Consider the following 22,380-nt stretch of genomic DNA (forward strand, 5'->3'; position numbering starts at 1 on the left):
GCGCAAAAAGAGGGAGAGGGGGAGGGGGGGGGAGGTGCCCCTCTCTCTTTAGTCCCTCTTGTTTTTCTTGGCTTCTTCGAACAGCTTCTTTACGTCTTCCTCGCTCAGGCCCATGCGCTCGGCGGCATGGCCCATTTCCCGCATGCGGCGGTGATGCTCGCGCACCACGCGTTCGGCCATGCGGCGACGGCGTTCCTCGCGGCGTTGCTGGTTGGCGGGCAGGCGGGGTCCGTCGCCGTCGGGGTCGGCGTCGGGCGCGAGCGTGCGGCGGGCCATTTCCTGCGACGCGTAGTCGAGCGCCTCGTCGATGGCGCGCTTGCGCGCGGTGTGGCGCTGCAGCAGCGCGGCCCTGTCCTGCCAGTCCAGGTCCTCGGGCTCGCGTCCTTCGCGGCGCGCGGCCAGGCGCTCGAGCGCTTCCTTGCGCGCCAGCATGCGCTCCAGCTCCCAGTGCTCGCGCAGGATGTCGCCGATGTCGCGCGGGTTGCGCGCGATCTCGCGCACCGCTTCCACGGGCTTCGCATCGGCCACGCGGTAGGTGAGCGTGCCCAGCAGCGGCATGAGGAACACGGTGACGGCGCCGGCTGCCACCAGCACGCTGGCCACGTCCTGCGACATGGCGCCCGCGCTCACAGCCACCGAGGTCACGGCCACGATGATGGGCAGCGCCGTGGTGCAGTACAGGGCGATGGTCAGGCGGTTGTGCGTGGAGATGTCGCGCGTATCCTTGCCGGTGGTCAGCGCCACGAAGATGGGCACCGCGCGGATGAGCAGCAGCATAAGGATGAAGCCGACGAGCAGCCCCGGCTGTGCGAACACGGCCATGAGGTCGATTTTCGCCCCCGACACGACGAAGAAGATGGGGATGAGGAAGCCGTAGGCCACGCCGTCGAGCTTCTTCTCCAGGCCGTGATCGCCCTCGGGGATGATGTAGCGCAGCACGAAGCCCGCGGCGAACGCGCCCAGCACGATGTCGAGGTCGAACACGGCGGACACGGCCACGAGGCCCACGAGCAGCAGCACGACGGTGCGCATCATGGTCTGCGACGTGCCCTCGGCGTTCTCGGTGAGGAAGCGGAACAGCCCGTGACCGGCCTTCTTCGCCTTCGCCGGCACCACGGCCGCGATGACGGAGATGGCCACGAACGCGAGCAGGATGAGCACGGTCTTCCACTCGGCGCGCGTCGACAGCAAAAGGGCCATGGCCAGCACCGGGCACAGCTCGCCCCAGGTGCCGTACGCGAGGATGGACTCGCCCACGCGCGTGCCGGTGAGGCCGCGCTCCTTGAGGATGGGCATGAGCGTGCCGAGCGCCGTGGTGGTGAGCGCGATGACGAGCGCGATGCCGTCGATCTGGCTCACCGAGAAGAACGGCGTGAAACGCACGACGAGGAAGGCGAGCACGATGGACACGCACCAGGTGGCAAGCCCGCGCTTGCCCTGGCTGCCCGTGAGGCTCTTCGGGTTGATCTCGTAGCCGGCCAGCAGGAAGAGGAAGGCCAGGCCGAGGTCGGACAGCAGTCCCACCGAGTCGGTGAGCACGATGACGTTCGCCATGTTCGGCCCGAGCAGCGCACCGGCGATCAGCAGAAACACCGTTTCGGGAATGAGCTTGTTCGGGATGAGCTTGGCGACGATGGGGCACGCCACCGCGACGAGCGCGATGACGGCGAGCGAGATGAGATCGACGGTCATGGAGGGCCTTTCGTGCGCGTGCACATCGGTGCAGGTAAACGTTGTGTATTGTACACCTTCGACCCCGGGATGATCGTGGTATGCTTAGGCGAGAGCGCAACCGCGCCAGGTTCAACCTCACGTTGAAAGGAACCGTCATGATCGTGACCACCACGCCCTCCGTCGAGGGTTACCGCATCTCCGGCTACTACGGCGTCGTGTTCGGCGAGGTCATCACCGGCATCAACTTCCTGCGCGACTTCGGCGCGGGCATCCGCAACATCGTGGGCGGACGCAGCGAGGGCTACGAGCAGGAGCTGCTGCAGGCGCGCACCGAGGCGCTGCAGGAGCTCGAGCAGCGCGCGGCGTCCATGGGCGCGCACGCCGTGGTGGGCGTGGACATGGACTACGAGGTGCTCGGCCAGGGCAACATGCTCATGGTGACCGCTTCCGGCACCGCCGTCACGCTCGAGCAAGCGTAGGCGGCGAGCGACGTGCTGCGCGGGCGGACGGAACGCGGCGGCTCGGCAGGGGAGGTGCCCACCACCTTCCCGTACCGCGCGCTCGTCATCGGCGCCGCGGTGCTCGCCGTCGCCTGCGTCGCGGCGGCCGCCGTCATGATCGCGTCCGCGGCCGGTATCGTGCGGCCGAGCACGCCCGCCGCCGACGGCCCTGCGGCGATGTACGTGGAAGACCGGCACCGCGATCAGCCCCTGCCCGTGTGGTACGAGGTCGACGGCGACGTGCTTTCGCTGCGCATCGACGAGGGCCTCATCGAGAGCGCGCGGGTGGACAACTATCCGGCGTTCGGCCCCGAGGGCACGCGGGTGCCCGAAACCCTGAGCGAGGCCACCGCCGTCCTGCCTCTCGTGGAAGGGCGCACCTTCACCGCCGCTCAGACGATCGAGTCATGGAACGAGGAAGGGAAGGGCATGGCAGGCGGCTACCATGCCTCCGTCTCGTTCTTCGACGGCAACGGCGACCTCGTCGGCTGCATCAGCTACAACCCCGCCTTCCCGGGCGACGGCGTGGCCGTGATCGCGGGCGGGACGATCTATTGCATGGACGGCGATCAAGGGGCCGTCATCGACTACCTCAACGACCTGGTCGAGCGCCTGTCCGGTCTCGAGTGTTTCAAGAACGACGAAGGGATGGCGAGCTGATCCACCCATGAGCAAGCGCACCGCAGAGCAGCGCGACCCCTCCGCATGCAAGCGGCAGACGTACTATGCGCTCGAAGACGTGCGGCGCGGCAACGGCATCGCACGGTTCGTGGGCATCGGGCTGTTCGTGCTCATCGTGGCGAACGCCGTGCTCGTGTTCGCGGAGACGTACTCCCTCCCGAGCGGCGTGTCGCGGGTGTTCCTCATCTTCGGGCTTGCCTCGAGCGTCTGCTTCGGCGTGGAGTACGCGGCGCGCCTGTGGGTTGCCGACCTCGTGCATCCCGGCATGCGGCCCGCCCGCGCCCGGCTGCGCTACGCGCTGTCGCCCATGGGCATCATCGACCTCTTGGCCTTTCTGCCGGGGCTGCTCGTCCTGCTCGTGCCCCTGTCGTCGTCCATGCTGAACGCCGCGCGCATCGTGCGCCTCGTGCGTCTCGTGAAGCTGTCGCGCTACATGCGGGGCCTGCGCTCCATCGGCCGCGTGTTCCGCAAGCGCCGCCAGGAGATCATCGCCGCGTTCACCGTGTTGGCGCTGCTCACCGTCACGGCGAGCGTGCTCATGTACGAGATCGAGCATCCGGTGCAGCCCGACAAGTTCGACAGCGTGTTCACCGGCATGTACTGGGCCATGACCACCATCACGTCCACCGGGTACGGCGACATCGTGCCCATCACCGCGCCCGGGCGCTTCGTGGGCTTCTGCACGATGCTGCTGTCCATCGCCGTGGTGGCCATCCCCGCGGGCATCTTCTCGGCCGGGTTCGTGACGGAGTTCCGCGCGCAGGACGCCCACGAGCGCCGTCACGAGCGCCGCGAGAAGCGCGAGGCGGCGCTCGATGAGGAACGGGACGACGCGCAGGATGACGAAACGCGGCAGGACGAAGACGGCTCCGGGCCTCAGTCCTCGTAGCGCGCGAAGCGGCTCTTCCCGGCCTTCTTCGCGCGATAGAGCGCCTCGTCGGCGTGGCGGTACAGCGATTCGAAGTCCCGCCCGGCCTCCGTCGCGAGAGCGACGCCCACCGAAGCCGAGATGACGCATGTTCCCGCATCCGTCGGCGCCGTCAAGCGCAGCGCCTCGACGAGCTCCGCCGCCTTCTCGTCGGCCGCGGCCGCATCGGGCAGCGGGGCGAACGCGACGAACTCGTCGCCGCCGATGCGCCCGACGATGTCGTAGGGCCTGAACTGCGCGCGCACCGCGTCGCTGAACCGCGCGAGCACCTCGTCGCCCGCGCTATGCCCGAGGCGGTCGTTCACCCCCTTGAAGTCGTCGATGTCGAGGATGAAGAAGGCGAACACCGTTCCGGGCGCGTCGTCGAGCAGCTTGCTGATGCAGCTTTGCGTGGCCGCCTTGTTGTACAGGCCGGTGAGCGAGTCGTGCTGCATCTGCTCGAACAGGCGTTGCTCGCGGCGCTTCTCGTCGTCGATGTTCTGGCGGTACACGAGCATGCGCACCGATTCGTCCTCGTCCCAGACAAACAGGTGGGCGTAGATGCGTATCCAATGGTACGACACGCCGTCGAGCGTGGTTTTGAACTCGTAGGTGAGGTTCTCGATTCCGGCGCGATGCGCGGCCAGCACGGCGGCGGGCGCGAACGTCTCCCGATAGCCTGCGCGGTGCTCGGGCACAATCTGCTGTTCGGCGATGACGGCGAGCGCCTCGTCGAAGGGGGTGTTCGGCGGTGCGCCGGCGCTCTCGAAGTACTGCGCGGTGGCCTCGTTGGCCGCGCGGTTGTGCGTGACGTCCACCTCGTAGATGTTGTCGTAGAGCTGCTCGGCCGCTTCCTGGAAGATGGATTTGCGCTTCTGCTCGACGGCCAGCGTCCGATCGGACACGAGCTTGTTGCAGCGGCGGAAAATGCTCGTGGTGGCGATGGCCACGAGGGTCATCACGCCAACGACAACGAGAGCTTCCGCGGCGAACTGCCGCGCCATCTGGGCATCGAGCTGGGACGTGTCGTGGTCGACCACGAGGAACCAGTCGAGGTTGGGCAGGTAGCGCGACACGAGAAAACCGTTCTCGCCGTTGGCGCGGTACCAGAAATCCTGCACGTCGGTGCGATCGGAGCGCGTCTGCTCGGACAGGACGGCGGTTTCCTCGGTGTCGAACAGGGCGTGCGCGTTCTCGTCCGGATCGGTGGAAGCGCGTATCGTGCCGTCGGGCGCAAGCAGGCGCACGCGCGTGTCGGAGCGCGCCTCGAACCCGGCGAGCAGCTCCTTCAAATCGTCCATGCGGAAGCCCACGCCCACGATGGCGAGGGTGGACCCCTGCTCGTCGAGGATGCGCGCGTTCACGAACATGGTGATCTCGTCTGCGGTTGCCTCGTCGTTGTCGACGTTGAGGGAGTAGGCCTCGTCGCGGTCGAGGAAGTCGAAGTACCAGGTGTTCTCGGGGTTGTCGCGCTCGAGCGTGCGGTCGACGCCGTTGAAGTGGTAGTAGCGGTTCGATTCCGTCGATACGAGGAACACGGAGTCGAAGCCGAACGCCTCCCGGTAGGATTCGAGGTAGGCGCACACCGCGTCGGCGTAGGACTCGTCGTCGCCGCGCGTCGGCTCGGCGGACAGCAGATCGGCGAGCAGCGTGTCGTGCGCCATGGCAAGCGACACGTCGATGGGCTCCGCGAACTGGTTGTCGATCTCGCGTGCGGCTCCCTCGGCGGCGAGCAGCGACGTGCGTTCGGCGTCCTTCTCGAACGCAGCGCGGCTCGACTGGTACCCGATGAAGGAGGTCAGGCCGAACCCCACCATGATGACGGCGCAGATGAGCGCGCTCGCTTTCCAGGTAATGCGCTTGTCCGTCATCGTCGTCTTCGCCCTCACCGCCTCGCCTTCATGCGATCCTGCATGTTCCCGAGCTTCAAGTGTAGCATAGCGAACGCGGACCCCCGTGAGGTATCCTGCAAATGCCCTGATGGCGGCTTAGTTCAACAAAAAGTGAAGGCCAGGCCCGCCTGCGGGACGTGGCCTTGCGGGCAACCCCTATGCTTCGAGGTACGCTTGCAGCGCCGGCCAGCGGCGGGCGGCTTCGGCGTAGCCCTGCTCGTACAGCGCGAACAGCTTGTCGGCGTCCTTCTCCATGCTGCCCACCGTCACGGGCTCGGGCGGCCTGATGAGGAACAGCTCGCCGGCGTCGTGCATGCGGGGCAGCAGGCGATACGTGCGGTTGTACTCGTAGTGGCGGTGCTGCAGGCGCTCGAGGTAATGCGGGTACAGGCCGTAGCGCTGCCGCAGGATGGCCATGAGCTTGTTCGGCCCCTTCACGTAGTCGTCCGCCTGCGTGAGCACCACGATGTGCTTGCGCGCGCCCGTCAGCAGGGAGTACACGATGGGCACGCTGTCGCACGTGCCGCCGTCGAGCAGCAGTTTGCCGTCGACGTCCACGATTTGGCTGACGAGGGGCATCGACGACGAGGCGATGAGGTAGGGCAGGTCGGCCATCGAGTCGACGAAGGGGTGGTAGTCGGCCTCGCCGGTGACGAGGTCGCTCGACACCGCGACGAGCTGCATGGGCGACTCGTCGAAGGCGGCGTAGTTGAACGGTTCGAGCCGGTTGGGAATCTCGTCGAAGGCGAACTCGCGCCCGCAGGCGTTGCCCGTGCGCACGAAGCTCTTCATGGACAGGTAGCGCCAGTCGTCGCAGTACTTCGTGTTGAGGTAGCACGTGCGCCCGTCCTCGCCGGCCACGTAGTTGTAGCCGCACAGCGCGCCGGCCGACACGCCGATGACGCGCTCGCAGAACAGCTTCTGGTCCATGAAGAAGTCCAGCACGCCGGCGGTGAACTGCCCGCGCATGGCGCCGCCTTCCAGCACGAGGTTCACGGGCGCGGTGCCGTGCCCGCGCCAGGCGGGTTCGTGCACGGCGTCGGCGGCGCGGGAGGGGGATGACGGGACGTTCGAGGCGGCGGCTGCGAGGGGTTCGGTGCTCATGGGGGTCCTTTCTGTCGATCTCCTCCAGTATAACGGTTTGTCGCGCCCCTCGCGTCCTGCCCAAATGTCGGCTTTTTCTAGATTTATCTCCTTTTTGGTAACATTTGATGCAAGGCCTGATGGCACTCGGTACAATACACGGTAAGAAAAGGCAGGTCGACGCGACTGCATCGATCGAAACGGCACCGCCGCTCACGCGGCGTGCGCCCCACCAAAGGAGGCTTTACATGAGCGAAGTTGTTTCTTCTTCTGAATTCCAGTCCAAGGTGCTCGACGCGCAGGGTCCCGTGCTCGTGGACTTCTTCGCCACGTGGTGCGGTCCGTGCAAGATGCTTGCGCCGACGCTCGACGAGGTTGCCACCGAGACGGCCGGCAAGGCCGCCGTGTACAAGCTCGACATCGACCAGAGCCCCGACATCGCGCAGCGCTACGGCGTGATGAGCGTGCCCACGCTCATGGTGTTCGAGAACGGCCAGGTGAAGAACCAGGCCGTGGGCGTGCAGCCCAAGCAGAACATCCTCAAGATGATCGGCTAGCCCGTCCGTCACCACCCCTCAGGCGGCAACGAGAAGCCCCGGCGATCGCCGGGGCTTTTTTGCGCCTTGCTACTCGCTGCGGTCCACGAGGTCGAGGAAGTCCCCGACGGCGATGGGGCGCGAGAACACGAAACCTTGGATCATGTCGCACGAGGTGGATTGCAGGAACGCGAGCTGCTCCTGCGTCTCGACGCCCTCCATGACCGTTTTCATGTCCAGTTTGCGCGCCATGTCGATGACGGTGCGCACGATGACCTCTTCCTTGTTCGAGCGCGCCTGCTCGAGCAGGAAGGTACGGTCGAGCTTGAGCACGTCCACCGGCAGGTCTTTGAGGGCGTTGAGGGACGACTGCCCCGAGCCGAAGTCGTCGATGGAGCTGCGGAAGCCGGCCGCGCGCAGCGCGTCGATGACGGTCACGGCGTTGTCGAGGTCCTCGAGCACCATGTTCTCGGTCAGCTCGAGCTCGGCGAGGTCGTCGGGGATGCGATAGGCGTTCTTGATGCGCACGTACGTGGGCACGAACGAAGGGCGGTGCAGGTGCACGCGCGAGACGTTCACCGAGATGGGCACGACGGGCAACCCCGCGTCGAGGCGCTCGCGCAGCATACGGCAGACGCACTCGAACATGAACTCGTCCAGCTTCACGATGAAGCCGTTCTCCTCGAACAGGGGAATGAAGTCGCCCGGGTTCACGATGCCCTGACCGGGACGGTTCCACCGCACGAGCGCCTCGCCGCCCAGCACGCGGGTGCCGTCGGTGCTGAACTTCGGTTGGATGAGCGGGAAGAACTCGCCAGCCGCAAGCGCGCCTTCCATGGCGCGCTCGATGTCGGCGCGTCGCAGCATGGCGTCGCGCATGGACGCGTTGAACAGGCAGAGGTGGGCGCCCATGAGGCGTCCCTGCGTCTTGGCGATGCGAGCGCGGTCGGTGAGCTCGGTGACCGTCTTCGCGTCGGGCGCGTCGGTGGAGCAGCAGATGCCGATGCGCAGGGACAGCGGCTTGCCGGCGGCTACGATGCGGCGGGTGCGCTCGACGATGTGTCCGCAGCGCTGCTCGATTTCGAGCGAGGTGCGGTACGGCAGCATGAGGAGGAAGTGATCGGCCGAGGAACGGCAGGCGATGCCGTCCGCGCCGCATTCCTCGCGCAAGATGCGGCTCACCTCTCGCAGGATGTCATCGCCGCGCTGGTAGCCGTCGATGTCGTTCACCAGCTTGAAGTCGTCGATGTTGAGGTAGGCCACGGCCACGCCGGGCACGTTGGCGTGCAGCAGGCGCGCGCCTTCCTCGTTGAACTTCACGGCGCTGTACAGCCCGGTGAGCTGGTCGTAGTACGCCAGGTGCTCGATCTGCCTGCGGTGCGCGCTGCTCGAGCGCCAGTAGGTGACGAGGATGACGAGCAGCCCGGCGATGATGACGGCGCACAGGGCGAACGTGGCCTGGATGACGGTGTTCGCCTGCTCCATGATCACGTCGTTGGGGATGACGGACACGAGGTCCCATCCGTTCTCCGTGCCGAGCGGCATGTAGCAGAACACGTAGTCGGTGCCGAGGTAGGTGAAGAGGGCCACGCCGCGCTTGTCCTGATCGAGCGCGGCGTGGAACGACGCGATGACGTCCTCGTCGTTGCCTTCGCCCTCCACGAGGTCGTAGATGTTCGCGATGGTGCGGTTGCTGTTGCGATGCGTGGAGCGCAGCACGATGGTGCCGTCGTCGTCCACGACGTAGGAGAACCCGCCGTTGTCGTAGAACGACAGCGAGTAGCGGTCGGCCACGTCCTGCAGCGGCCGCGACTTGCGCACGATGCCCTGCGCCCCGTCCGCGAACGTGAACTTCTCGAACACGCCGATCGATTTCACGCCGGTGCGCTCGTCGATGAAGGGTGCGAGCACGCCGCGTTCGGACTGCTCTGCAATGCGGGCGAGCTGCTCGTCGGTGAGCGTGAAGGAGGCGCCTGTGCTGCCCGAACGGAACACGCTGCCCGAATCCATGTTCATGCACACGTACGTGGCGTCGTCATCGTTCTGATCGAACAGGGCGATCTTCTCGTCGATGCGCGCGGTGTCGGCGGAGCTTTGCGCGGAAAGCTCTTTGGCGAACAGGTTGAGGGTGTCGAGGTCCTTCTCGAAGTAGGTGTCGAGCGCGTTCTGCCCCTGCGCGGTGACCTCGAGCACGTCGGTGACGGACTTCTCCCACAGCGAATCGTGCACGAACGACGAGAACAGCACCCCGCCGGCCATGATGAGCGCCGCGACACCGACGGTGAGCGCGGTGATGAGCGTGCGCCGCTTCATGCCGCATCGCCCGCTTCCGGGGCGAGCAGGCGCGCGAGCTGCGCTTCGGCCTGCGCCGCGGTATCGCCTTCGAGCATGCCCTCCACGCAGGTGCGCAGGGCGCTCCACACGGGCAGGCGCAGGTTGTCGTCCGACCCGATGACCACGTGCCCGTCGGCGAAGGCGGCGGAAAGCGGCGCCAGCGAGGCGTCGTCGGGCGGCGCGTTCCCCACGAGCGGGCTGAACGAGCACATGCTGTTCGCGAACGGCTCGATGGATTCCGGGGCGGTGAGATGCTCGAGGAAGCTCGTGACCGTCTCGAGGTTGTCGTTATGCGCGTGCATGCTCACGCGCGTGTCCACGTTCACCACGAGGGATGCGCCGTCGTCGAGCGCGGGCAGGGGGTGCACCTCGAACGCGAGGTCGGGCGCCATGTCGTGCACGCGCGCGGACGCCCAGGCGCCCGTGAGCATGAACGGGTGCGCGCCCTGCGCGAACAGCTCGAGGTCGTCGGAGGTCTTCTCGGTGACGAGCGCCTGCTTCGCATCGACGAAGCCGCGTGCGACGAGCTCTTCGACGGCGTCGAATCCCGTGCGCACGAGGGCGGCGAACGCGTGCGGGTCGTCGGTGAGGGCCGCGATGCATGCCTCGGCGTCGTCGCGCGCGTACGTGTCGGCCAGGCCGCGGGCGAGGGCGAGCGTCTTGAGCGAGATGTCGTTGTTCGCCACGAGGGGCGCGATGCCGGCGTTCTGGAACGTCGCGCAGGCGTCGAGCAGCGCGGGAAACGAGTCGGGCACGTCCACGTGATGCGCTCTGAGCAGATCGGTGTTGCAGTACAGGCCGAACGCCGAGACGGAGGTGGGCACGTAGTAGATGGCCCCCTCCGAGCGCATCTGCCCGAGCGCGAGCGCGCTGAACGAGTCGATGGTGGAGAGGCTGTCGAGCGGGGCGAGGCAGCCCGTGCCGGCGAAGGCGAGCACGGTGTCGTGATCGACCACGAACACGTCGTCGCCATGGTCGGTGTTCAGCCGTTTGGCCAAGGCGTCGTAGTAGGTCGAGCCCTTGATGCTCTCGTAGACGATGGACACGTCGGGGTGCTCGTCCATGTAGCTGCGCAGGATGGCTTCGATGGCGTTGACGTTGAGGGGCTCGTACTTGTTGCCGAAGAACGTGAGCTGCACCCCTGCTTGCTCGACGTCGGACACCTCCACGACGACGTTCTTGTTCGCAGAGCAGCCGGTGAGCGCTGAAACGAAGGCGCATCCGCCCAAGGCGAGAAACGCTCGTCGCGAGAGCGTGCGCGTCGGTGCAGGCGGTGCTGTGGGATGCTCCATGTGAGCCATCGTCCAATCGAAAGGTGCAAGCGTGTATATATCATAGTCGAAAGGAAACGGATCGTCAGGGGTTGTTTTCGGTTCAAAAAAATGTACAGACTTTCTTGCCGGCGCAGGTCAACGTATGGTTACGCACCCACCACCCACGCGCGGTGGTAGTCCCAGCGCCCCGTGTCGTCCGATGCCGTGAGCAGGTAGCTGCCCACCACCGCCGCAGGCTCGATACCCTGTCGGGCGGCTTCGGCGAACAGGGCGGCCGCGTTGTGCTCGTTCGTGGTGGGCGACACCTTGAGCAGGCATTCCCGACACGTCCCCTCGTCGTCTCGACCTTCGCGCCGCCATAGCACGTCGCCGTCGCCCGCCTGCGCGTCCACCACCGACTCGCGCACCTCGTCAGGTTCGTGCGCGCGGATGAGCACCCCGTAGCGCCAGGGCTCCTCGACGAGCAGCTTCCAGGGTGCGGCGGCGTCGTAGTCGATGGCGCTCAGCGAGTCGATGGCCGGCGCGCCGGGACGCATGCCCGCCCGCCGCAGGCGGTTCGCCTCCGCGTTGAGCGCGCGCTGCCGGGCGAGGCGGAAGCGCGTGGCCTCGAGTTCGGCGATGCGGCGTTCGACGTCGTCCTCGGTTCGGGCGAGCGCCGCGTCGAGGTCCTGCGCCGACAGCGCGCGGTAGCCCTCGAGCTCCTTCACCGGTACCCCGAGCTTGCGGTAGAACGCGATCTCGCTCGCTTCGATGAGGTCGTGCAGCGAATACTGACGGTAGCCGTTCGCATCGTTGCGCCCGGATTGCACGAGCCCCTCGCTTTCCCAGTAGCGCAGCGTGGAGGACGCGATGCCCAGGTAGCGGGCCGCATCCTTGATATCGTAGAGGCGCGAGGAACTCATGGGCGCCCTCCTTCGTGACGGTCTGAAGATTCGGAGAATCATCGGGGTTGCAGACTTTACCTTCAAGCTGCTTTAAGGTTTAGAGTACCATGCGGAAAAAATCTCAGCAAATAACGCAGCGGAGCGATCATGATTACTAGAGGCATGCTAAAGGAATACTTGAAGTACATCATCCCGACGATGATCACGTTCACGTTGGGCGGCGTGTACAGCATCATCGACGGCGTGTTCGTGGGGCACGCCGTGGGCGACGCCGGCTTGGCCGGCATCAACGTGGCGTTCCCGCTCGTCGCCTTCATCATGGCCGTGGGCACGGGCATCGGCATGGGCGGCGGCGTCATCTCGTCCATCGCGCGGGGGTCCGGCAACGAGGAGAAGGCCCGCCGCGCCATGGGCACGACGCTCGTCATGCTCGTGGTGGCCGCCATCCCCATCATGATGCTGCTGTTCGCGCTCGCGGGCCCCATCTGCGAGCTCTTGGGCGGCCGAGGCGAAACGCTCGTTCAGGCCACGGCGTACACGAGCGTCATCGCCTGGGGCGTGCCGTTCCAGATTCTCGTGACGGGCTGCACGCCGCTCATCCGCAACCAGGGCAAGGTGGCCTACGCCATGGCGGTGCAGGTGTTCGCCGGCCTCATGAACGTGGCGCTCGACTACGTGTTCGTCATCCTGCTGGGCGCGGGCACGGCGGGCGCGGCCGAGGCCACCGTCATCTCGCAGGCTTCGTCGTTCGTGCTCGTGCTGGGCTTCTTCATGATGAAGCAGAACCGCATCGCGTGGCGCGATCTGCGCATCGACGGCCGCATCGCGCTCCATGCGCTGCGGTTGGGGCTGGCGCCGTTCGGCCTGACCATCCTGCCCGAGGCCACGGTGGTGGCCATCAACATGAACCTGGCCATGTACGGCGGCGAGCAGGCGCTTGCGGCCTACGCGGTGGTGTCGTACACGGCGTGCGTCATCCAGCTGCTCATCCAGGGCGTCGGCGACGGGTCGCAGCCGCTCATCTCCAAGCATTACGGCGCGGGCGACACCGACGGCGTGCGGCGCTTCCGCAACACGAACTACCTCATCACCATCAGCTTGGGCGTGATCGGGCTTGCGGCCATGTACCTGCTGCGCAACCAGATTCCGCTGCTGTTCGGCGCATCGGAATCCACGGCGGGGCTCATCGCCTACGCGCTGCCCGTGTTCTCCACGGCCTACGTGTTCTACGGCTTCACCCATGCGTCCACCTCGTACTTCTACGCGGTGGACGATGCGAAGGCGTCGAGCGCCATCGTGTACGGCGAGGCGCTGCTCGTCATCGTGGTGGTGTTCGGCGTGGCGTACCTGTTCGGCCTCGACGGCATCTGGCTGTCGGTGACCATCGTGCAGATGCTGCTGTCCGTCGTGGCCGGCGCGCTGCTGCGCTACCGGCACCGGACGCGGCGCGCGAGCGCGGCCATCGACGCGGTGCCGGTGGGAAAGGCGTGCTAGGGACGCCGTCTAGCGTGCTGAGCCGGTGAGCTCCTGCTCGACGAGCGGCTTGAGGTAGCCGTAGCCCTCGGCGTCCATGCTGCCGTAGGGCACGAAGCGCAGCGCGGCGCTGTTGATGCAGTAGCGCAGACCGCCGGTTTCGGCGGGCCCGTCGGTGAACACGTGGCCGAGGTGGGCGTCGCCCGCGCGGCTGCGCACCTCGGTGCGGTACGTGCCCAGGCTGCGGTCGAGGTGCTCGGTGACCACCTCGCGCGTGAGCGGGCGCGAGAACGCGGGCCAGCCGCATCCCGCATCGAACTTGTCCGACGAGGCGAACAGGGGCTCGCCGCTCGTCACGTCCACGTAGATGCCCGGCTCGAACGTGCGGTCGTAGGCGTTGCGGAAGGGCGGCTCTGTGGCGTTCATCCGCGTCACGCGGTACTGGTCGGCCGACAGCGTTCGGCGCAGCTCGTCGTCGGCGGGGGCGGCGTAGCCCTCCTCGCGGATGCGCGCGTCGAGGTTTTCGCCGTCGCTGCCGTCGCCGTCGGCGTCGCGCGCGTCGTCGGCGCGCTTCGACACGTGCGGGGCGGGCATGGAGGCCGCCTCGACGGGGGAGGGCGACGCGGTCTCGGAGGGCGCGAGCGGCTCGCATAGGCCGTCCACCTGCACGCACGACCGGCCTTCCTGCAACCCCATGCGCTCGACGAACGCGTCGGCGTCGCCCAAGCTGATGTGGCAGTAGCCGCCCGGGTTCTTGTCGAGGTAGTTCTGATGGTACTCCTCGGCGGGGTAGAAGCCGTCGAGCGGCTCCACCTCGGTGACGATGGGAGCCGTGTAGCGCGCCTGCTGGCGCAGCAGCGACGCCTCGATGGACGGCAGGTCGGCCTCGTCGGTCCAGTAGATGCCCGTGCGGTACTGCGTGCCGCGGTCGTTGCCCTGGCGGTCGAGCACGGTGGGGTCGATGGCCTCGAAGAAGCCGTCGAGCAGCACGTCGGTGGGCAGGATGCGCGGGTCGTAGGTGACGGCCACGGTTTCGGCGTGGCCCGTGTTCCAGCGGCAGACGTCGTGGTAGCTGGGGTTCTCGGTGGAGCCGTTCGCGTATCCGACGACGGTTCCGCGCACGCCCGGCAAGCGCTTCAGGAAGGCCTCGAGCCCCCAAAAGCATCCTCCCGCCAGGTAGAGCGTGCGAAGGGTGGCAGGGTCGACGGCGTCCGCGTCGGGCGCGGACGCCGCGTTCGGCATGGTGTTGGCGTACTGCATGCGTGTCCTTTCGGTTGCGATCGGCTTCATGGTAGTGCGGGCGCGCGCGTGCGCAGCCGATGGCGCGAAACCGTCACGCACGCGTTGACCGCTCCCCGTCAATCCTGCTGTTTTGGCGCATATTGGTGCCAAGTTTGTGACATTTACGCGACGTACCTTATACTGGCACTCAGAAAACGAGAACAACCTCATCGAGGAGGCAGTGTATGACCGAGGAAACCGTGCCCAACGAAACGTCCGCCGAGTGCAAGGTGGCCGCCGCCAACGACGGCGTCATCGACGTCGCCGTGATCGGGGCGGGGCCGGCCGGGCTCACGGCCGGCCTGTACGCCGCGCGCGCGGGCCTGAACGCCGTGCTGTTCGAGCGCATCGCGCCGGGCGGGCAGCTGGCCCAGACCGAGCACATGGAGAATTACCCGGGCTTTCCCGAGGGCACCAACGGCTTTGAGCTGGCATTTTCCATGAAGCAGCAAGCCGACCGCTTCGGCGTGAACAACGTCGGCGAAGAAGTGGTGGGGGTGGACTTCACCCAGAACCCGAAGGTGCTCACCACGGCCTTCAACGAGTACCGCGCCAAGAGCGTCATCATCGCCACGGGCGCGCGCCCGCGCAAGCTCGGCCTCGAGCTTGAGGATGACCTGCAGGGTCGCGGCGTGTCGTACTGCGCCACGTGCGACGGCAACTTCTTCCGCGACAAGGAGGTCATGGTGGTGGGCGGCGGCAACACGGCCGCGGGCGACGCCATCTACCTGTCGCGCATCTGCAAGAAGGTGTACCTCGTGCACCGTCGCGACAAGCTGCGCGCCACGGCCATCTACCACAAGCGACTCGAGGACCTGCCGAACCTCGAGTTCGTGTGGAACGCCGTGCCCCGCAAGCTCGTGGCCGACGAGGGCAAGCTGGCCGGCGTGCGCCTCGAGATGCTCGAGACGGGCGAGGAACGCGACATTACGGTGGACGGCCTGTTCGTGGCCGTGGGCACCGAGCCGAACACCGAGTTTCTGGGCGGGTCGCTGCAGCTCGACGAGACGGGCTACATCGTGGCCAACGAGTCGTGCATGACCGAGGTGCCCGGGGTGTTCGCGGCGGGCGACGTTCGCACGAAGTTCCTGCATCAGGTGGTCACCGCGGTATCGGACGGCGCCGTGTGCGCCGAGGAGGCCGCGGAGTTCCTAGCCATCTAGCGGCCGGGCTGCCAAATGCGGGTCAATCTGGTATCATAAGCCAGTTACAGCATGAGCGCCCGCTCCCCATGCTTGGAGCGGGCGTTTTTCGCGTGCAGAGGGCGCGCGAGCACGAGAGCCACGTCACGAAGGACAGCACAGCATGCAAGATACCGATATGCGCGAGAAACTGGTGAAGATCATCGAGGCCTACGAGGATGTGCAGGCCAGGATGGGCGATCCGGCGGTGCTCGCCGATCAGAAGGAATACAACCGCCTGGCCAAGGAATACTCCAACCAGGGCCCGCTTGCGCATCGCGCGCAGGAATACGTGCAGGCAGCCGACGATCTGGCCGCCGCGAGGGAGATGCTCTCCGATGCTGACATGAAGGAGTTCGCGCTCGAGGAGATCGCCGAGATCGAGGCGAAGCTGCCCGCGCTCGAAGAGGACATCAAGTTCATGCTCATCCCGGCCGATCCGGCCGACGATAAGGACATCATCGTGGAGATCCGCGCGGCCGCCGGCGGCGACGAAGCGGCCATCTTCGCGGGCGAGCTCTACAAGATGTACGAGCGGTTCGCGGGTACCCAGGGTTGGAAGACCGAGACGATGGACGTGTCGGCTTCCGAGGCCGGCGGCTTCAAGGAGATCCAGTTCAAGGTGAAGGGCGACCACGTGTACTCGGTCATGAAGTTCGAGAGCGGCGTGCACCGCGTGCAGCGCGTTCCGAAGACCGAGAGCCAGGGCCGCATCCACACCTCCACGGCCACGGTGGCCGTGCTGCCCGAGGTCGACGAGGTGGAGGTCGAGATCAACGAGAACGACCTGCGCATCGACGTGTACCGCGCCGGCGGCCCGGGCGGCCAGTGCGTCAACACCACCGACTCGGCCGTGCGCATCACGCACCTGCCGTCGGGTCTCGTGGTGCAGTCGCAGGACCAGAAGTCGCAGCTGCAGAACAAGATCGCGGCCATGGCCGTGCTGCGCGCGCGCCTGTATGAGAAGATGCTGGCCGAGCAGCAGGCCGCCGAAGGCGCCAAGCGCCTCGCGCAGATCGGCTCGGGCGACCGCTCGGAGAAGATCCGCACGTACAACGGCCCGCAGGACCGCGTGACCGATCACCGCATCGGCTACAACGGCACGTACAACGGCGTGCTGCTGGGCGACGGCCTGGGCGACGTCATCACCGCTCTGCAAGCCGCCGACCGCGCCGCCAAGCTGGAAGCGGCTGTGTAGGGTTTCGGCTGAAAACGTGGCTGAGAACGATATCTGGACCATTAAGGCCGCGCTCGATTGGACCGTGGGGTACCTCGAGCGCAAGGGCGACGAGAATCCGCGCCTGTCGTCGCAGTGGCTGCTCGCCGAGGCGTGCGGCTTGTCGCGCATCGAGCTGTACGCGAACTTCGAGCAGCCGTTGTCGCTTGAAGAGCGCGACGTGCTGCGCGCCTACGTCACCCGTCGCGGCAAGGGCGAGCCGCTGCAGTATATCACGGGTGAGGTGGGCTTCCGCCACATCACGGTGAAGGTGCGCCCCGGCGTTCTGATTCCGCGCCCCGAGACCGAAGTGCTCGTGAGCGAGGCGCTGGCCCTGCTGCCGGCCGTCCCGAAGCGGGTGGCGGCCGATTCGGCACCCGACCCCCAACCATCTGGGCCGGACGGCGAACCCGGGGAGAAACCTTCCCCGGACGACCCCGCCCCCGAAGATGTTTCACGTGAAACATCTGTTCGCGAAGATTCCGCCGCCCCCGTCCTCCTCGTTGCCGATCTCTGCACGGGCTCCGGCTGCATCGCCTGCTCGCTCGCCTACGAGCACCCGCTCGCGCGCGTGCTGGCCACCGACATCGCGCCCGAGGCCGTATCTCTCGCCCGCGATAACGCCGCGGCCCTCGACCTGTCCGAGCGCGTCGAGGTCCTGGCCTGCGACCTGGGGGAGGGCATCGATGCGGCGCTGCTGGGCACGCTCGACCTCGTCGTGTCGAACCCGCCCTACGTGCCCACCGCCGTGCTCAAGGACATCCCGCGCGAGGTGGCCGCGTTCGAGCCGGCGCTCGCGCTCGACGGCGGCGACGACGGCCTCGACGTGCTGCGCCGCCTGCTGCCCTGGTGCAAGGGCGCGCTCAAGCCGGGCGGCGGCTTCGCCTTCGAGCTGCACGAGACCTGCCTCGACGAGGCAGCGCGCCTTGCCGCGCAGGCGGGCTTCCACGACGTGCGCATCGTCTTCGACCTCACGAACCGCCCCCGCGTGCTCACGGGCCGCAAGGCGGTCGCGTAGCGGCGCGTTGCCGCTATAATGGGCAAAACGACCCGGAAGGAGCCGCGCCATGCTGGAGAGAAACATCCTCGACGACAACCTCACGCTGTCGTCCTACGTGCTGCGTCAGCGGTTGGACGGCCGCGAGCCGACGATCGGCCTCGTGCTGGGCTCGGGCCTCAACCCGCTGGCGAACGAGATCGAAGACGCGGTGAGCATCCCCTACGTGGAAGTCCCGCGCATGAAGACGAGCACGGCCGAGGGACACGTGGGCCGCTTCGTGTGCGGCACCCTCGGCGGCAAATGCGTGCTTGCCATGCAGGGCCGCCTGCACGCCTACGAGGGCAACAACGCGCAGGAGGTGGCGTACCCCGTGTGGCTCATGGAGCGCCTCGGCGTGCGCACGCTCATCACCACGAACGCGGCCGGTGCGCTCAACCCGAACTACGAGGTGGGCGATTTCTGCATCATGGCCGACCAGATCAACTTCACGGGGCGCAACCCCATCGCGGCGCCCGATCCGGCGAACCTGTCCGACCGCTTCTTCAGCATGCTCGACGCGTTCGATCCCGAGCTGCGCGCCATCGCGCACGACGTGGCCGCCGAGCGCGGCGTGCGCGTGCAGGAGGGCGTCTACCTTGGCGCGCTCGGACCCAGCTTCGAGACGCCGGCCGAAATCCGCATGTTCCGCTCGTGGGGCGCCGACACGGTGGCCATGAGCGTGTGCGAGGAGGTCATCGCCGCGCGGCACGTGGGCATGCGCGTGCTGGGCATCTCGCTCGTGTCGAACATGGGCTGCGGCATCGAGGGCGCAAGCCCCACCGGTATCGAAGTGCTCGACGTGGCGAAGACGCGCGAGGCCGATTTCGCGCGTCTCGTGACGGGCGTCATCGAGCAGCTGTAGGACGCGAGGGCGGGTTCGTGCAACCCGCCCGCCTCTGTCGACTTCAGCGTACTGGTGGAGCGAGAGACCCCTGCTACTGCTCCAGCTTGAGGTCGCCCTCGGCGATGAGGCCGGCCTTGCGCATGAGGGCGCACACGCCTCCGCTGATGAGCGCGGGCAGCACGAGGCAGATGAGCACGAGGCCCGCCCAGTCGAGGAGGCCGGGAGCCGCCGCGCCCGCCTCCATGCCCGCCACCCAGCCGGTGTACACGCCGATGGGGCCCACGAGCCCGCACGTTCCCATGCCCGAGGCCACTGCGGGCCCGTTCTGCGCAAGCTGGAACACGCAGGTGGCAAGCGGCCCGGTGACGGCCGAGGCGATGATGGGCGGCAGCCAGACGAGCGGCTTCTTCACGATGTTGCCCATCTGCAGCATGGACGTGCCCAGCCCCTGCGACAGAAGGCCGCCCCAGCGGTTCTCGCGGAAGCTCATGGTTGCGAACCCGATCATCTGGGCGCAGCAGCCGGCCAGCGCCGCGCCGCCCGCGAGCCCCGTGAGGCCGAGCGCCGCGCAGATGGCGGCCGACGAGATGGGCAGCGTGAGCGCGATGCCGATGACCACCGACACGATGATGCCCATGAAGAACGGCTGCAACTCGGTGGCCCACATGATGAACCCGCCTACCGACGAGGCGAGCGCTCCGATCCAGGGCGCCGCCACCAGCGCGAGCCCGCAGCCGCCGAGGATGGTGACGGCCGGCGTGACGATGATGTCCACCTTCGTTTCCTTCGATACGGCTTTGCCCAGCTCGGACGCTACGATGGCGATGACGAGCACCGCCAAGGGCCCGCCGGCCCCGCCCACGTCGTTGGCGGCGTAGCCCACGGCGGCCAGCGAGAACAGCACGAGCGGCGGCGTGCGCAGGGCGTAGCCGATGGCAATGGCCATGGCCGGCCCCGCCACGCTCTTGGCGAACGTGCCGATCTGGTTGAACGCCGCGAGGTGCGACAGGTCGCCGATGGTGGTGAGAATGGTGCCGATCAGCAGCGACGCGAACAGGCCCTGCGCCATGGCCGACAGCGCGTCGATGGCGTAGCGCTGGAAGGTGATCTCGATGTCCTTGCGTTTGAGAAATGCCTCGATGGACGATGCGGTCATGCTGCCCCTTTGCTTCGGTTCCCGTTTCCCTGTGGGGCCGTATGGTACGCGAAGACGGCGGTTCCGTGAAGCTCTTCTCCGACGCCGCCCGCTGGCGGCGCCGCTTCGGGTACAATCGGAGGCCGAACAAGAGAAGCGAAGCGGGTAGGAGCTCATGAACCATCGACTTGCACTGCACGTGCTTGCCAGCGGCAGCCGCGGCAACGCGGCCATCATCGAAGATACCGTCACGGGAGCGGGCGTGCTCGTGGACTGCGGCATCTGCAAGCGCGACTTCTTCGCGCGGTGCGGCGAAGCCGGGTTCGACCCGGCGAACCTCGCGGCCATCCTGGTCACGCACGACCATACCGACCACACGAAGGGGCTCGGGGTGGTGCTGCGCGGGTTGGCGAAGCTGGGCATCGAGCCGGCGCTGTACGTGGACGACGCCGTGCGCGCCGCGAGCAAGGAGGTGGGGGTGCTCGAGGGGACGTGCGACCTGCGTCCGTTCGCGGCGGGCGACGCGCTGTCGCTGGCCGGCATGCAGGTGCACGCGTTTCGCACGTCGCACGATGCGGCGGCCTCGTGCGGGTTTCGCCTCGAGGGCGACGGCGACGCGGTGGGCTTCATGACCGACACGGGCATCGTGACGGGCGAGGCCGACGAGGCGCTGCGCGGTGTGCGCCTGCTCGCGCTCGAGAGCAACCACGACGTGCAGATGCTCAAAGACGGCCCGTACCCGTATCCCGTGAAGCGGCGCGTGGGCTCGGACTTCGGCCACCTGTCCAACGAACAGGCCGCCGACGAGCTCGAGGCGCTGCTGAGCGATGCGCTCGAGCAGGTGGTGGCCATGCACATCTCGCAGAACAACAATACGTACCGTCTGCCGGGCGACGCGTTGGCCGCCGTGGTGGCGCGGGCGAATCACCCGGCGACGGTGCAGGTGGCCTACCAGACCATGCTCGTGAGCGTGCGCTAGCGCTCGTCGCCGCGTGCGCCTACATCGTCTTCTGGAAGCGCCCGATCTGCGCGAAGTAGACGACGGTGGCCACGATTTCCACGCCGATGAACACGAGCAGCCCGGCCACGCTCACCTCTCCCACGATGTACAGCACGAGCCCCGCGAGCGGCACGAGGATGGAGAACACCTCGAACGCGAGCAGGGCCGCCTTGCCGTTGATGGCCTTGTTGCGCTCGTCGTCCTGCTCGATGAGCTCGGTTTTCGTGGGCTTGTGCGCCAGCGCGAACGCGCCGCAGACGAGCAGCGCCGCCGCGCAGCCGCCGAAGCCCCACACGGCCTTGTACGCCTCGGGCAGCAGGGTGGAGATGCCGCCGAGGTCGAGGGCGAACACGACGGTGAGCAGCGCGCAGGCGATGCCGATGGACAGCGTGAGTACGGCGGGCTTCTTATTCATGGTCTTCCTCCTGGTAGATGAACACGTCTTCGATGCCGAGATCGAAGCGGCGGGCGATTTTGAACGCGAGCAGGATGGAGGGGTTGTAGCGCCCCTTCTCGAGCGAGCTGATGGTTTGGCGCGACACGCCCAGCTCGAGCGCGAGGTCCTCCTGCTTGATGCCGCGCGCCTTGCGGATCTCCTCCAACCGGTTCTCCATGCGCGCTCCTTTCCCTCTCCGGTACTAATGTAAAGCTAGCTTTCCATGGAGTATACGCTTCGCTCCTGAGAATGTAAAGCGTGCTTTCCATAAACGAACCGCGCGCCCGAAGGCGCGCGGTGAGATGCGGAAGGTCGGCCTCGACGGGCCGGATGCGGAAGGGCTCCCGCAGGCTTGCGGGCGAGCGGAGCGGGATGCGCCGCTACTTGACGGCGATCGTCGCGATGTCGTTCGGCAGGTGCGCGCCGTCGAAGGCGATGCCGTTTTCCACGAGGTCCTTGCCGATGGCCACGTAGCCGTCGGCGTCCACGCGGTTCTGGGCGATCTCCTCGTCGGTGAGCGGGCGGCGCGCTTTCGCGGGCGCGCCCAGCACGAGCATGCCGTCGGGGATCTGCGTGCCGCCCGTGACGAGCGCGCCGGCTCCCACGATGCAGTTCTTCCCGATCACGGCGCCGTCCATGATGATGGAGCCCATGCCGACGAGCGTGTTGTCGCCGATGGTGCAGCCGTGGATGATGGCGCCGTGACCCACCGTGACGCCTTCGCCCACGATGCAGTCGTTCGATGCGCCGAGGTGCACGCAGCAGTTCTCCTGCACGCTCGAGCGGGCGCCGATGACGATGCGCGAGGCGTAGTCGCCGCGCAGGGTGGCGTTGAACAGGATGGTGGCCTCGCGCTCGATGCGCACGTTGCCGACGATGGTGGCGTTCGGCGCGATGTGCGCCTGAGGGTGGATAACAACCTGACGATAGTCCATGAAGAGCCTCCTTTTCGGTGTTCTATCTTACTATAGAGGCCCGAAGAGGTTCCCACGACCGGTCAAATTACCGGT

Annotated in this window: 21 protein-coding genes; 10 read left to right on the top strand and 11 right to left on the bottom strand. The window is 67.1% G+C overall.

Translation table 11 applies throughout. From position 1 onward, the window contains the following. Positions 1-48: 48 nt before the first annotated feature. Entirely contained in the window at positions 49-1,692 is a 1,644-nt protein-coding gene (locus C1876_RS16010; RefSeq protein WP_114547727.1) for a cation:proton antiporter, read from the bottom strand. Between the two features lie 137 nt (positions 1,693-1,829). Between C1876_RS16010 and C1876_RS16015 the strand changes: the two genes are divergently transcribed. From C1876_RS16015 to C1876_RS16025, 3 genes are read left to right on the top strand one after another with little or no spacing between them, the layout of a single operon-like run. Beyond that, the gene (locus tag C1876_RS16015) at positions 1,830-2,153 is read left to right on the top strand and encodes a heavy metal-binding domain-containing protein (RefSeq protein WP_114547728.1); all 324 of its coding nucleotides are present in this window, start codon (positions 1,830-1,832) and stop codon (positions 2,151-2,153) included. Positions 2,154-2,165: 12 nt separating this feature from the next. Beyond that, on the top strand, positions 2,166-2,834 hold the full coding sequence (locus C1876_RS16020; protein WP_148044528.1) for a hypothetical protein: 669 nt from the start codon (positions 2,166-2,168) through the stop codon (positions 2,832-2,834). Between the two features lie 7 nt (positions 2,835-2,841). Continuing rightward, entirely contained in the window at positions 2,842-3,744 is a 903-nt protein-coding gene (locus C1876_RS16025) for an ion transporter (RefSeq protein WP_114547730.1), read from the top strand. Here the strand turns inward: C1876_RS16025 and C1876_RS16030 are convergent. Together C1876_RS16030 and C1876_RS16035 are read right to left on the bottom strand one after the other, a co-directional pair. Then, the gene (locus tag C1876_RS16030) at positions 3,732-5,651 is read right to left on the bottom strand and encodes a sensor domain-containing diguanylate cyclase (RefSeq protein WP_148044527.1); all 1,920 of its coding nucleotides are present in this window, start codon (positions 5,649-5,651) and stop codon (positions 3,732-3,734) included. The genes C1876_RS16025 and C1876_RS16030 overlap by 13 nt on opposite strands. Positions 5,652-5,810: 159 nt before the next feature. After that, positions 5,811-6,758 carry a patatin-like phospholipase family protein gene (locus C1876_RS16035; protein ID WP_170139529.1) on the bottom strand — a complete coding sequence of 316 codons (948 nt, stop codon included), beginning with the start codon at positions 6,756-6,758 and terminating at the stop codon, positions 5,811-5,813. A gap of 227 nt (positions 6,759-6,985) precedes the next feature. On the opposite strand from C1876_RS16035, the gene trxA reads away from it, so the two are divergent. After that, positions 6,986-7,294, top strand: coding sequence for a thioredoxin (gene trxA, locus C1876_RS16040; protein WP_114547732.1), 309 nt, complete (start codon positions 6,986-6,988; stop codon positions 7,292-7,294). Between the two features lie 69 nt (positions 7,295-7,363). On the opposite strand, the gene C1876_RS16045 is transcribed toward trxA, so the two are convergent. The 3 genes from C1876_RS16045 to C1876_RS16055 form a co-directional block, all read right to left on the bottom strand. Beyond that, positions 7,364-9,586 (bottom strand): bifunctional diguanylate cyclase/phosphodiesterase, encoded by a 2,223-nt coding sequence (locus C1876_RS16045; protein ID WP_114547733.1) that lies wholly within the window; start codon positions 9,584-9,586, stop codon positions 7,364-7,366. Then, entirely contained in the window at positions 9,583-10,899 is a 1,317-nt protein-coding gene (locus tag C1876_RS16050) for an ABC transporter substrate-binding protein (protein ID WP_244910181.1), read from the bottom strand. Before C1876_RS16050 ends, C1876_RS16045 begins: the two co-directional genes overlap by 4 nt. A gap of 128 nt (positions 10,900-11,027) precedes the next feature. Beyond that, positions 11,028-11,783 (bottom strand): MerR family transcriptional regulator, encoded by a 756-nt coding sequence (locus C1876_RS16055; RefSeq protein WP_114547735.1) that lies wholly within the window; start codon positions 11,781-11,783, stop codon positions 11,028-11,030. A 159-nt stretch (positions 11,784-11,942) separates the two neighbouring features. On the opposite strand from C1876_RS16055, the gene C1876_RS16060 reads away from it, so the two are divergent. Continuing rightward, a complete protein-coding gene (locus C1876_RS16060; RefSeq protein ID WP_244910182.1) occupies positions 11,943-13,259 on the top strand; it encodes an MATE family efflux transporter in 1,317 nt (438 codons plus the stop codon). Between the two features lie 9 nt (positions 13,260-13,268). Here C1876_RS16060 and msrA read toward each other — a convergent pair whose 3' ends face one another. Then, positions 13,269-14,498 (bottom strand): peptide-methionine (S)-S-oxide reductase MsrA, encoded by a 1,230-nt coding sequence (gene msrA / locus C1876_RS16065; protein ID WP_114547737.1) that lies wholly within the window; start codon positions 14,496-14,498, stop codon positions 13,269-13,271. 206 nt (positions 14,499-14,704) lie between these two features. Between msrA and trxB the strand changes: the two genes are divergently transcribed. The 4 genes from trxB (at position 14,705) to C1876_RS16085 (ending at position 18,817) form a co-directional block, all read left to right on the top strand. Then, on the top strand, positions 14,705-15,682 hold the full coding sequence (gene trxB / locus C1876_RS16070) for a thioredoxin-disulfide reductase (protein ID WP_114547738.1): 978 nt from the start codon (positions 14,705-14,707) through the stop codon (positions 15,680-15,682). 142 nt (positions 15,683-15,824) lie between these two features. Next, complete coding sequence (gene prfA / locus C1876_RS16075) at positions 15,825-16,898, top strand: peptide chain release factor 1 (protein ID WP_211309572.1); 1,074 nt, start codon at positions 15,825-15,827, stop codon at positions 16,896-16,898. A 16-nt stretch (positions 16,899-16,914) separates the two neighbouring features. Further along, a complete protein-coding gene (locus tag C1876_RS16080) occupies positions 16,915-17,934 on the top strand; it encodes a N5-glutamine methyltransferase family protein (protein WP_244910183.1) in 1,020 nt (339 codons plus the stop codon). A 49-nt stretch (positions 17,935-17,983) separates the two neighbouring features. Next, complete coding sequence (locus C1876_RS16085) at positions 17,984-18,817, top strand: purine-nucleoside phosphorylase (protein ID WP_114547739.1); 834 nt, start codon at positions 17,984-17,986, stop codon at positions 18,815-18,817. Positions 18,818-18,890: 73 nt separating this feature from the next. Here C1876_RS16085 and C1876_RS16090 read toward each other — a convergent pair whose 3' ends face one another. Then, on the bottom strand, positions 18,891-19,955 hold the full coding sequence (locus C1876_RS16090) for a PTS sugar transporter subunit IIC (protein ID WP_114547740.1): 1,065 nt from the start codon (positions 19,953-19,955) through the stop codon (positions 18,891-18,893). Positions 19,956-20,109: 154 nt separating this feature from the next. On the opposite strand from C1876_RS16090, the gene C1876_RS16095 reads away from it, so the two are divergent. Beyond that, positions 20,110-20,913: an MBL fold metallo-hydrolase gene (locus tag C1876_RS16095; RefSeq protein WP_114547741.1), complete on the top strand. Its 804-nt coding sequence runs from the start codon at positions 20,110-20,112 to the stop codon at positions 20,911-20,913. Positions 20,914-20,932: 19 nt separating this feature from the next. On the opposite strand, the gene C1876_RS16100 is transcribed toward C1876_RS16095, so the two are convergent. The 3 genes from C1876_RS16100 to C1876_RS16110 all read right to left on the bottom strand — a co-directional run bounded on the left by C1876_RS16100 (position 20,933) and on the right by C1876_RS16110 (position 22,305). Next, the gene (locus C1876_RS16100; RefSeq protein ID WP_114547742.1) at positions 20,933-21,349 is read right to left on the bottom strand and encodes a DUF2178 domain-containing protein; all 417 of its coding nucleotides are present in this window, start codon (positions 21,347-21,349) and stop codon (positions 20,933-20,935) included. Then, entirely contained in the window at positions 21,342-21,548 is a 207-nt protein-coding gene (locus tag C1876_RS16105) for a helix-turn-helix transcriptional regulator (RefSeq protein WP_114547743.1), read from the bottom strand. Before C1876_RS16105 ends, C1876_RS16100 begins: the two co-directional genes overlap by 8 nt. Positions 21,549-21,750: 202 nt before the next feature. Beyond that, positions 21,751-22,305 (bottom strand): gamma carbonic anhydrase family protein, encoded by a 555-nt coding sequence (locus C1876_RS16110; protein ID WP_114547744.1) that lies wholly within the window; start codon positions 22,303-22,305, stop codon positions 21,751-21,753. Positions 22,306-22,380: the final 75 nt, after the last annotated feature.

The organism is Eggerthella sinensis (genome assembly GCF_003339815.1).
GTDB lineage: Bacteria > Actinomycetota > Coriobacteriia > Coriobacteriales > Eggerthellaceae > Eggerthella > Eggerthella sinensis.